Source organism: Halolamina salina, assembly GCF_042678005.1.
Classification (GTDB): domain Archaea; phylum Halobacteriota; class Halobacteria; order Halobacteriales; family Haloferacaceae; genus Halolamina; species Halolamina salina.
The window spans coordinates 33,191-43,701 of sequence record NZ_JBHUDH010000033.1 but is presented as its reverse complement, the minus strand read 5'-3'; the positions used below and the strand labels follow the sequence as shown (position 1 = coordinate 43,701).

General features: G+C 68.7%; 12 protein-coding genes. 7 read left to right on the top strand and 5 right to left on the bottom strand.

Features of this window, described 5'->3' with window-relative positions:
• The coding region (locus tag ACFR9S_RS04155; protein WP_459077186.1) for a ribonuclease H family protein at positions 1-362 on the top strand (362 nt) is incomplete at its 5' end.
• Here ACFR9S_RS04155 and ACFR9S_RS04150 read toward each other — a convergent pair.
• The 5 genes from ACFR9S_RS04150 to secF form a co-directional block, all read right to left on the bottom strand.
• The gene (locus ACFR9S_RS04150) at positions 359-886 is read right to left on the bottom strand and encodes an NUDIX domain-containing protein (protein ID WP_379733067.1); all 528 of its coding nucleotides are present in this window, start codon (positions 884-886) and stop codon (positions 359-361) included. The genes ACFR9S_RS04155 and ACFR9S_RS04150 overlap by 4 nt on opposite strands.
• Positions 887-973: 87 nt before the next feature.
• Positions 974-1,378, bottom strand: coding sequence for a methylated-DNA--[protein]-cysteine S-methyltransferase (locus tag ACFR9S_RS04145; protein WP_379818118.1), 405 nt, complete (start codon positions 1,376-1,378; stop codon positions 974-976).
• A gap of 43 nt (positions 1,379-1,421) precedes the next feature.
• Positions 1,422-1,685, bottom strand: coding sequence for a hypothetical protein (locus ACFR9S_RS04140; protein WP_379731005.1), 264 nt, complete (start codon positions 1,683-1,685; stop codon positions 1,422-1,424).
• Positions 1,686-1,726: 41 nt separating this feature from the next.
• Positions 1,727-3,328 carry a preprotein translocase subunit SecD gene (locus ACFR9S_RS04135; RefSeq protein ID WP_379731006.1) on the bottom strand — a complete coding sequence of 534 codons (1,602 nt, stop codon included), beginning with the start codon at positions 3,326-3,328 and terminating at the stop codon, positions 1,727-1,729.
• On the bottom strand, positions 3,328-4,197 hold the full coding sequence (gene secF / locus ACFR9S_RS04130; RefSeq protein ID WP_379731007.1) for a protein translocase subunit SecF: 870 nt from the start codon (positions 4,195-4,197) through the stop codon (positions 3,328-3,330). The genes ACFR9S_RS04135 and secF overlap by 1 nt, the downstream gene beginning before the upstream one ends.
• Before the next feature lie 163 nt (positions 4,198-4,360).
• Here secF and ACFR9S_RS04125 point away from each other — a divergent pair, with 163 nt between their 5' ends.
• From ACFR9S_RS04125 to ACFR9S_RS04100, 6 genes are all read left to right on the top strand, one after another.
• Positions 4,361-5,029, top strand: a complete 669-nt coding sequence (locus ACFR9S_RS04125; protein ID WP_379731008.1) for an NfeD family protein — start codon at positions 4,361-4,363, stop codon at positions 5,027-5,029.
• Between the two features lie 73 nt (positions 5,030-5,102).
• Complete coding sequence (locus ACFR9S_RS04120; protein ID WP_379731009.1) at positions 5,103-6,239, top strand: SPFH domain-containing protein; 1,137 nt, start codon at positions 5,103-5,105, stop codon at positions 6,237-6,239.
• An 80-nt stretch (positions 6,240-6,319) separates the two neighbouring features.
• On the top strand, positions 6,320-7,465 hold the full coding sequence (locus ACFR9S_RS04115) for a thiamine ABC transporter substrate-binding protein (RefSeq protein WP_379731010.1): 1,146 nt from the start codon (positions 6,320-6,322) through the stop codon (positions 7,463-7,465).
• Position 7,466: 1 nt separating this feature from the next.
• A complete protein-coding gene (locus tag ACFR9S_RS04110) occupies positions 7,467-9,242 on the top strand; it encodes an ABC transporter permease (RefSeq protein ID WP_379818117.1) in 1,776 nt (591 codons plus the stop codon).
• Complete coding sequence (locus ACFR9S_RS04105; RefSeq protein WP_379731012.1) at positions 9,243-10,292, top strand: ABC transporter ATP-binding protein; 1,050 nt, start codon at positions 9,243-9,245, stop codon at positions 10,290-10,292.
• A 38-nt stretch (positions 10,293-10,330) separates the two neighbouring features.
• Positions 10,331-10,511, top strand: a 181-nt coding sequence (locus ACFR9S_RS04100) for an SAM-dependent chlorinase/fluorinase (RefSeq protein ID WP_379818116.1), incomplete at its 3' end; no start/stop codon positions are given.

Here is a 10,511-nt window from a genome sequence, read left to right as displayed (position 1 = left end):
ACGTGCTCGCCGACGCCGCCGACACCGACGAAGCGCGGTTCGGCCGACGGCTCCGGGATGCGGTCGCCGAAACCGGGACCGAGGTCGACGTGACTGCCGAACACGGCGCCGACGAGACGCACGCGATCGTCTCGGCCGCGAGCGTCGTCGCGAAGGTCGAACGCGACCGCCGGATGGCCGAAATCGACGAGCGGTACGACCGCGAGGTCGGCAGCGGCTACCCGTCGGACCCGACGACGCGGGCGTTCCTCGCGGGGCACGTCGAGGAACACGGGGAACTGCCCGCCTGTGCGCGGGCGACGTGGGCGACCTGCGAGGACGCGCTCGCGGCCGCCGAGCAGTCCGGGCTGAGCGACTTCTAGTCCTCGAAGACGAGCGAGAGCCGCTGCCGGTCGATTTCGCGAGTGTTCTCGGTGTCCGCGTACATCTCTTTGGGCGTCCAGAACCGCAGGTCGCTCGCTTCCTCACCCGGCTCCAGTTCGCCGCGCGCGTCGTCGTAGTCGAGCAGGTAGGTGAGCATGTAGTAGTGGTAGCCGAGGTGGGTGCTGTGCGGCGCCGCGAGCAGCGTGAGGTCCGCGGGATCGGCCCGTATCCCCGTCTCCTCCTCGAGTTCGCGGACTGCGCCAGCCCGCGGCGCCTCGTCGTACTCGGGGTGGCCGCCAGGGAGCGTCCACTCCCCCCCGGTCGCCCACTCGCTGTCGCGGTCGGCCTGCTGCATCAGCAACACGGCGTCGCCGTCGCGGACGAACACTCCCGCGGAGGGAACCGCGTTCCGGTAGAACGCCCGGTCACACGCCGCGCAGTAGGGGCGCTCCCGACCGTGGACGAGTCGCTCGGTCAGCTCCGCGCCGCACTGGTGGCAGAACTCGGGATTGACGGCGACCATGGTACACGCTCGAGTGCCCAGTCGTGTAGAGGTTGTTACCTCTCGAACGATCGTGAACGACGGCACGACTCGCCCGGCGCACGCGGCTCACTCGAACCGGTCCAGCGTCTCGCCGCGCTCGAACGCCAGCAGCCGCCGCTTCGCGTCGACGCCGCCCGCGGCGGAGAAGCCACCGCTGTCGTCGACGCCGACCACGCGGTGACAGGGGACGACGATCGGGAGCGGGTTCGCGCCGCAGGCCTGTCCCACCGCGACGGCACCGGAGTCGAGTTCGGCGGCCAGATCGCCGTACGTGCGCGTCTCGCCGTAGGGGATCGCGGCCATCGCGCGCATCACGTCGCCGAGGTGGCCGCCGGGGTAGTCGACGGTCAGGTCGAACGCCTCGCGCTCGCCGGCGGCGTACGCGGCGAGTTGGCGGCGGATCTCGGCCTCCGCCTCGGCGACGCGGTCGGTGTCGAGTTCGTAGGCGTCACCGTGGATCTCGACTCGCATCCTCCGGAAGGAGCGGTCCGGCGGGCAAAAGCTCCTCGGTCGGTCAGTTGAACGGCGGGAGTTCCCACGCGTACGCGCCGAGCACGAGCAGCGCGCCGACCCACAGCAGGAATACGATCGTTATCGGGACGTTGAACACCAGCAGCACGCCGGCGAGCGCGGGGAGCGCGAAGAAGCCGAACAGCAGGCCGCCGCCGACCTGACGCAGCGCCCGGACCGCGCCGCGGATCTCCTCGCGGACCGCCCGCCGGATCGCGGCCTCGGTCTCGGGGTCGAGATCGTCGGCGTCGCCGTTCGTGGAGGACATATCTCCCGGTTCGGCGGAGCCGAAGAAAAGCGTTTGCCCGCTCAGTGCTCGCCGGTCAGCAGCGAGCGCAGGATGTCGCCGTAGGCGGGCCTGGTGACCAGCACGCCGACCAGCACGCCGAGGATCGTGAAGATCGCGAACCCGCGGAGCTGACCGAGCGAGAGCACCGCCAGCGGCGAGAGCGCGACGATCGTCGTCGCGGCCGCGGCGCCGATCACCCAGAACGCCTTGCGGAAGCGGCTCTGGAACACCCGCCGGCTGTTCACCTCGCCCTCGCTCATCACCTCGTCGGCGATGATGATCAGGTCGTCCACCCCGGTCCCGATCGCGGCGACGAAGCCGGCGATCACCGAGAGGTCGATCGGGTAGCCCAGCGCCGCGGCGGCGCCCATCAGGATGACGACCTCCGACAGCGCGGTGACGATCATCGGCCCCGCCACCTCGACCCGACGGTAGCGTGCGAACACGACGCCGCTGACCGCCAACACCGCCGCGATCCCGGCGATCAGCGAGTCAGTCTTGAACCGGTCGGACTGCGAGGGGTCGACGTACAGCATCGAGTCCGAGTCCAGATCGAGCTGAGTCGGCAGCGCGCCGGCGCGGAGGTTGATCGCGACCTCCTGTGCGGTCGAGAGGTTCCGCGTCGTCAGCCGGAACCGCGGGTTGTCGGCCCACTCGCCGGTCCGCATCGGCTGGGCCAGCCCGGACTCGACGCCGAAGGAGTTCAACACCTGCTGGTCCTGCACGACCAAGATACAGGGCTCGGTTCCGTTGGGGTTCTCCTCGTACGTACACCGAGTGCCGCCCTCCTGTGCGAGGCCGGTGTCGACGAACCCCTGCTGGACCTCTTGGGCGCTCTCCTCGGCGACGACAACGCTGACCTCGGCGCCGGTGTTCTCCCCGGGGAGCCGGCGAGCGTTACCGACCTGCCGGAGGTCCTCGGCGTCCATCACGGTGGTCCGGACGTACGCCCCGCTCTCGTTCTGGTGGTACGCCTGGATCAGTACCTGCCCGCGGGACTCGATCAAGTCACGCACGGCGGTCTGGTTGGCGTTGGGCACCTCGACGACGATCACGTCGCCGCCGACGGTGCTGACGGTGCCGCCGGAGAGTCCGGCCTCGTTGACCTTCTGCCGGAGGACGGTGACCGCGGTCGACTGCGTCACGTCGGACACCCGGTTGTACGTGTTTTCGGGCGCGTAGCCCGCCGCGGTCAGTGCGCTCTCGAGTTGGGCCGCGGTGACGTTCGTGGTCCGGACCTCGACCACGGTCGTCCGTTGGGTGATGTCGCCGTACTCGCCGGGGTAGCGGACCGCGATGTCCTCCGTACTGGCGTTCTCGAGCCCGTCGGCGACCTGCTGGCGGACTGTCGAGGTGTCGGTGCCGTTCGGGATGTCCACCCCGGTCGCGTGCACACCCACGAGCGGCGCCTGGATCCGGGTGCCGCCGGAGAGCTCGATCCCGTACTGGAGGTTGGTGATCCCGCCGCTCTCGGCGGCAGCGCCGTCCTCGCCGCCGGCGGCGCTACTGGGCGCGAGCGTCGGGGAGAACAGCGCGAACACGCTCGCGAGCACGATGAGGACCAGCAGCACGACCCGCCAGTTCGACTTGATGCTGGCCCACGTTCCGCCCTCGTCGGCCATCAGCGGTTCACCCCCTCGAACTTCCACCAGCGAAGCAGCGACATGTTGAGCATGTAGGTGTTCAGCAGGTCCGTCGCCAGCCCGAAGACGAGGATCAGCCCGATCGAGGAGAGCAGGCCGATCCCGAAGGCGGTCGCGACGATGGTCATCACGAGCATCGCGGCGATGGAGGTCAGCGTCATCGTGATCCCGGTCTCCATCGCGCGGTAGGCCGACTCGTAGAACCCACCCTGCCGGCGGAGGACGTGGTTGTTGAGCAGGATGTCGGAGTCGACGGAGTACCCGATGATCATCAGCAGCGCGGCGACGGAGCCGAGCGTGAGCGGGATGCCGAGGACGTTCATCAGCGCCACCGGGACGACGATGTCCGAGAACGCCGACAGGACGACGGCGATGCTCGGGACGAACGTCCGGAACATCGCGAACACCAGCACGCTCATCCCCGCGAACGCGATGGCGATGCCGCCGATCGCTTGGACCTGTGCCTCGCTCCCGAACGTCGGCGAGGTGCCGTCGACCGACTGCACGTCGAAGCCGGCGTCCAACGCCTGTTGCTCCAACCGCGCGCTGTCCGTTTCGGGACCGTAGGTCACGATGAAGCGGTTACTGTTCGCCACCGGCTGGATGTTGGACGGGTCGGGACCGATCTCCTCGCGGATCTGTTGCTGTGGGTTCTCGCCGTCGACGGTCAGTCTGATCTCGGTGCCGCCGGTGAACTCCACCCCGAGATCGGCGGGCGCCCCGGTCGTCGCCCAGACGCCGCCGATGATCAGGAGGGCCACCAACAGTACCGCGAGCGGAACCGCCACCAACTGCCGGTTCGAGTAGTCGGCGTAGTCCACCTCCGGGAGCCCGAAGGGGAGATCCACACCGGGCACTCACCTCACCTCCCGGACGAACTGATTCATACGGCCGAGTCCCCACGCGTGCCGAATAAGCCTTCTCTTACCGATCGCCGCCGGACGGCTTCGCTGACCGACGACCCCCGGACGGAGCCAACGTTGATACGTGGCGGGGTCCATACGCAGCACGATGCTGCTCCAGTCCGGGCTGCTCGGCCCAGAGACGCTTCCCCTGCTGCTGGTCGCGGCGGGGATCGCGCTGTCGATCGCGGAGGCGCTGGCGCCGGGGGCACACTTCGTCGTCGTCGGCGTCTCGCTGCTCGGGGCGGGGCTGGTCGGCCTGCTGCTCGGCCCCGTCGCGACGCCGTTCGTGCTCGCCGGCCTCGTCCTGCTGTTCGGGATCGTCACGCTGTACGGCTACCGCGAACTGGACATCTACGGCGGGAAGGGACAGGCCCAGACCAGTTCCTCCAGCGACCTGAAGGGCCAGACCGCCCGCGTCACCTCGCGTGTCACCCCCAGCGAGGGCGAGGTCAAGATCGAGAACGGCGGCTTCAACCCATACTACTCCGCCCGCACCATCGAGGGGGAGATCCCCGAGGGCGAGGAGGTGATGGTGATCGACCCCGGCGGCGGCAACGTCGTCACCGTCGAGTCGCTGGGCGCCGTCGAGGGGAGCCTCGACCGCGAACTCGAACGCGCTCGCGCGGAGAACGCCCAGGAGGCGGCTGACGACGGGGAGACGGACGATCCGGCCGAGGACGACGCGACGACTGACGACGCGCCGACCGACTCCGGCTGGACCGGCCGGCCGGACTCGACGGACGCCGACGAGGAGCGCGAAACCGAGACGAACTGAGCGATCGCGTCGGCGGCCCGTCTCGGTTTTTTCGCGGGAAACTATTAAGCCACCAACACCCCAACCCCGGGGTATGGTTATCGCACCCCTCCAGGCGGGCGCCGTCACTGGCGTCGTCGGCTTGCTGTTTCTCTTCGTCGTCGTCGCCGCGGTCTGGCAGGCCGTGGAGATCGTCGACGCGACCGAGAAGAAAGCCCTCACCGTGTTCGGCGAGTACCGCAAGCTGCTCGAACCGGGGATCAACTTCATCCCCCCGTTCGTCTCCCAGACCCACGCGTTCGACATGCGGACGCAGACGCTCGACGTGCCCCGACAGGAGGCGATCACCCGGGACAACTCCCCGGTCACCGCCGACGCCGTGGTGTACATCAAGGTGATGGACGCCCGGAAGGCGTACCTCGAAGTGGACGACTACAAGACCGCCGTCTCCAACCTTGCCCAGACCACCCTCCGTGCGGTGCTGGGCGACATGGAGCTCGACGACACGCTCAACAAGCGACAGGAGATCAACGCCCGGATCCGGAAGGAACTGGACGAGCCTACCGACGAGTGGGGGATCCGCGTCGAGTCCGTCGAGGTCCGCGAGGTCAACCCCTCGAAGGACGTCCAGCAGGCGATGGAGCAGCAGACCTCCGCCGAGCGCCGCCGCCGCGCCATGATTCTCGAAGCGCAGGGGGAGCGACGCTCCGCCGTCGAGGAGGCCGAGGGGGAGAAGCAGTCCAACATCATCCGCGCACAGGGGGAGAAGCAGTCCCAGATCCTCGAGGCGCAGGGTGACGCCATCTCCACCGTACTCCGCGCGAAGTCCGCCGAGTCGATGGGCGAGCGGGCGATCATCGACAAGGGAATGGAGACGCTGGAGAATATCGGGCAGGGCGACTCCTCGACGTTCATCATGCCCCAGGAGCTTACCTCGCTGGTGGGTCGCTACGGCCAGCACCTGACCGGCAGCGACACCAAGACCAAGGAGAGCCTGAACTCGCTCGACTTCGACGACGAGACCCGCGAGATGCTCGGCCTCGACGACATCGAGGACATCCTCGGTCAGATCGACGAGGCCGCCGAGCTCGACACCGACGCGATGGAGGAGGAGGCCGAGAAGATCATGTCCGGCGACACCGAGCCCGACATCCAGTCGGCCGACGACGTGGTCGCCGACGCCGACGAGGAGATCCCCGACGCCGAGGTCGAGACCGAGGAGTCCGGCTGAGCGGCGGATCACTCCCACGAATCGGCAATCCTCTCATAATTTCCAATGGTTATATATCGTCCGGATAGAAACGGGTGGACATGAAGCGACGTAGCTATCTCCGAACTGCCGGCGTCGGCGCGGCGGCGCTGTTGGCTGGCTGTTCCGCCGAACCGGTGGATACCGAGACCGACCCCGCGACTGACACGAGCACCGATACGGCGACCGGAACGTCGGTCGGCACGACCGAGGGGACGCCGACGCTGCGAGTCGGCACGTACACCTCGTTCATCGACGCGCCCAGCACCAGCCCCGGCGAGTGGGTCAAAGAGCAGTTCGAGGCCGAACACGACGCCACCCTCGAGTGGTTCGCCCCCGACGGCGGCATCGACTACTTCCTGCAGCGTCGCAACCAGGGCGTCACCGTCGACACCGACCTGTTCGCCGGCCTCACGCCGGAGAACATGGTCCGGGCCGACGACAACCTCGAGGACGGGGACTCGCTGTTCGACGCGGTGGACCCGAGCGCCATCTCGAACGCGGATCACATCGTCGACGACTACCAGTTCGACCCCCAGGGGCGGGCGTTCCCCATGGGGGCGGCGTACATCAGCCTGGTGTACAACCAGAACATGCTCGACGAGCGCGGCGTGAGCGGTCCCGAGACGTTCGAGGACCTCACGACCGACGACTACAGCGACGCGCTGCTGATCCCGAACCCACAGAACAGCGAGACCGGGCTGGAGTTCCTGTTCTGGACGATCAACGAGTACGGCGAGGACGGCTACCTCGACTACTGGCAGCGCCTCCTCGACAACGGCGCGCGCATCCTCGAAGGCTGGGGCGCCGCCTACGGCGCCTACAGCGAGGGCGAGGCGCCGGCGGTGGTCTCCTACTCGACGGACCAGGTGTTCGCCGATATGTCCGGCGCCGACATGGCGGAACACCAGATCGGCTTCCTCAACGGCGAGGGGTACGCCTACCTCGAAGCGATGGCGCGGTTCTCGGACACCGACCGGCCGGAACTGGCCGAGTCGTTCATGTCGTTCATGCTCCGGCCCGAGATTCAGGCCGAGGTCGCCCAGCGCAACGTCGCGCTGCCGGCCGTCGACAACGCGGAACTCCCCGAGAGCTTCGACGAGCTGACGCCGGAACCCGAGACGGTGGTCTCGTTCGACTACGATCGACTCTCCGGCAACGTGGACACGTGGCTGGACGAGTGGTCCCGACAGGTCGCATCACAGTAGCGTGACGGTCCTCCGCGAACGGTTCGAGGCCGCCGCCCTCCCGCTGGCCGCGGTCGCCACGCTCGCGCTGCTGACGCTGCTGTTCTACTACCCGGTGGGGCGAGTGCTCTCCGAAGCCGTGCTGCGCGAGGGACGGCTCACGGTCGAGCCACTGGTGGCTGTGCTCACGGACCCCTTTTTCTTCGGCGTGCTCGCACAGGCCGCCGAGAACCCGTCGGTGCTCTGGACCGCCTTCGAACCCCACCGAATCGGGCCTATCGTGGTTCCGTTCCCGGACTACCGGCTGGGGCTGTTCGGGTTCACTGCATATCAGGCGCTGCTGTCGACGCTCGCAAGCGTCGCGCTCGGGTTGCCGGGCGCGTACGTGCTCGCACGCTTCGAGTTCCCCGGGCGGAAGACGGTGCGCTCGCTGACCGCGGTGCCGTTCGTGATGCCGTCGATCATGGTCGCGATCGGCTTCATCGCGACGTTCGGCGCGAACGGGTTCGTCAACGACGCGCTGGCCGCACTGGGACTCCCCCGGATCGAACTGCTGTACACGCTGCCGATCATCGTCCTCGCCCACGCGTTCTACGACGCGCCGCTGGTGGCCCGTGTGACGGCGACGGCGTGGGAGAGCGTCGACGCCGGCACCGCCGAGACCGCCCGGAGCCTCGGTGCCTCGCCGCGACGGGCGTTCCTCGACGTGGTGCTGCCCCAACTGCTGCCGGCGATCCTCACGGGTGCGCTGCTGACGTTCATCTTCTCGTTCATGTCCTTCGCCATCGTGCTCGCGCTGGGCGGCCTCTCGCTGGCGACCGTCGAGGTGTGGGTGTACCACAAGGTGTCCCAACTCGACTACGCCACCGCGTCGGCGCTCGCGACGCTCGAGATGCTGTTCTCGCTCGTGTTGACGTACGCCTACCTCCGGTACGAGGCACGCCAGCGCGCCGAGAGCGCCGCCCGGCCGGCGCCCCGGAAGCAGTTGATCGGGCGACTCGACCTCGACCGGCTGGTCGTCTGGGCGTACGTCGCCGTCGCGCTGCTCGTGTTCGTCACGCCGATGGCGAGCATGATCGTCGAGAGCGTCACCGGCCCGAACGGGTTCACGCTCGACTACTATCGCTTCCTCGTCGACCGGCAGGCGACTGCGGCGTCGTTCCAGATCAAGCCGCTGACCGCAGTCCAGAACTCGCTGCTCTACGGGGTCGCGAGCCTCGTGATCGCCGTCCCCATGGGCGTGTTGCTGGCGGTCGTCTCGACCCGTGACGTGCCGGGCAGCAAGCTGGTCGACACGCTGTCGATGGCGCCCTTTGCCGTCTCGGGGGTCGTCGTCGGCCTCGGCCTGCTCCGCGGGCTGGTGTTCGGCACGAGCGCGTTCGGCTACCGCTTCACCGTCACCGGCGCCGTCGCGGTCGTCGCCGCCCACGCCGTCGGCGCGTACCCGTTCGTCACTCGGAACGTCGCCCCGCTTCTGGCCACGATCGACCGCTCGGTCGTCGAGTCCGCCCGAACGCTCGGCGCCTCGCGGTTCCGGGTGCTGCTCGACATCGAACTCCCGCAGGTGTTCGTCGGCGTCGTCGCGGGCGCGGCCTTCGCGTTCGCCATCAGCATCGGGGAGTTCGATTCGACGGTGATTTTGGCCAGCGGGAGTTCGGCCTACACCATGCCGGTCGCCATCGAACGCTTCCTCGGTCGACGGCTCGGCCCCGCGACGGCGATGGGCTGTGTCCTCCTGTTCGTCACCGCCGTCAGCTTCCTCGTCATCGACCGCCTCGGCGAAGGGAGGGGGATGTAGATGGTGGCCATCGACCTCGACTCGGTGCGGAAAGCGTTCGACGACGCCGTCGCGCTGGAGGACGTCTCCCTCTCCGTCGAGGAGGGGGAGTTCTTCACGCTGGTCGGCCCCTCGGGCTGTGGGAAGACGACGACGCTCCGGACGATCGCGGGGCTCTCCTCGCCCACCGACGGGACGGTCCGCTTCGACGGCGAGGACGTGAGCGACACGCCCGTCGAGGACCGCAACGTCGGCGTCGTGTTCCAGAGCTACGCGCTGTTCCCGCACATGACCGTCGCGGAGAACGTCCGCTACGGCCTGCGATTCACCGACCCGCCGCGCGGCCTCACCGCCGACGAGCGCGTGGAGGAACTGCTCGAACTGGTCGACCTCCCGGAGATGGGCGACCGCGACCCGGACGAACTCTCCGGCGGACAGCAGCAGCGGGTCGCGCTCGCCCGGGCGCTCGCCCCCGAGCCGGACGTGCTGCTGCTCGACGAGCCGATGAGCGCGCTCGACGCCCGGCTGCGCGAGCAGCTCCGCCGCGAGATCAAGCGCATCCAGCGCGAACTCGGCGTCACGACCGTCTACGTCACCCACGATCAGGAGGAGGCGCTGGCGGTGTCGGACCGCCTCGCGGTGATGCACGACGGCGGCGTCGAACAGGTCGGCACGCCCGTCGAGGTGTACGAACAGCCCGCGACGGAGTTCGTCGCCTCGTTCGTCGGCGAGAACAACGTGTTCTCCGGCGTCGTCGTCGGCCGCGACGGCGACGAACTGGCGATCGAGATCGACGAGAAGGCGCCCGCGGACCACCAGTTCCACGTCGTCGACCCCGCCGACCACGCCGTCGGCGACCACGTGACGTTCTGTGTCCGCCCGACCCACCTCGACCCCGACGCCAGCCACAACCGCTTCCGGATGGCGCTCGGCGCCGCGGAGTATCTCGGCGGCACCACCCGGCTCTACGGCGAGTGGGCCGGCCGGGAGATGGTGCTCAGACTCCCCGAACCGCCCGCAGACGACACCCTCACGGTCGGGTTCGACCCGGCCGCGGCGACGATCCTCTGAACCGATAGTTTCAGACCACGCCCGCACGATCCAGCAGTATGATCACGCTCGCATCCGACTTCGGCACACCCTACCCCGCAGCGATGAAAGGCGTCATCCTCCGGCAGTCCGACGCCCGACTGGTCGATATCGCACACGACTTCCCTCGACAGGACGTGCGCGCGGCGGCGTTCTGGCTCCGGGAAGTGCTGCCCGAGTTCCCCCCGGCGACCCACCTCG

Excerpts from the sequence above, each read along its gene's own strand:
- ACFR9S_RS04120 (WP_379731009.1), top strand. The coding sequence starts at position 5,103 with ATGGTTATCGCACCCCTCCAGGCGGGCGCCGTCACTGGCGTCGTCGGC.
- ACFR9S_RS04145 (WP_379818118.1), bottom strand. The coding sequence starts at position 1,378 with ATGCGAGTCGAGATCCACGGTGACGCCTACGAACTCGACACCGACCGC.
- ACFR9S_RS04125 (WP_379731008.1), top strand. The coding sequence starts at position 4,361 with ATGCTGCTCCAGTCCGGGCTGCTCGGCCCAGAGACGCTTCCCCTGCTG.
- ACFR9S_RS04150 (WP_379733067.1), bottom strand. The coding sequence starts at position 886 with ATGGTCGCCGTCAATCCCGAGTTCTGCCACCAGTGCGGCGCGGAGCTG.
- ACFR9S_RS04115 (WP_379731010.1), top strand. The coding sequence starts at position 6,320 with ATGAAGCGACGTAGCTATCTCCGAACTGCCGGCGTCGGCGCGGCGGCG.
- ACFR9S_RS04135 (WP_379731006.1), bottom strand. The coding sequence starts at position 3,328 with ATGGCCGACGAGGGCGGAACGTGGGCCAGCATCAAGTCGAACTGGCGG.
- ACFR9S_RS04140 (WP_379731005.1), bottom strand. The coding sequence starts at position 1,685 with ATGTCCTCCACGAACGGCGACGCCGACGATCTCGACCCCGAGACCGAG.
- ACFR9S_RS04105 (WP_379731012.1), top strand. The coding sequence starts at position 9,243 with ATGGTGGCCATCGACCTCGACTCGGTGCGGAAAGCGTTCGACGACGCC.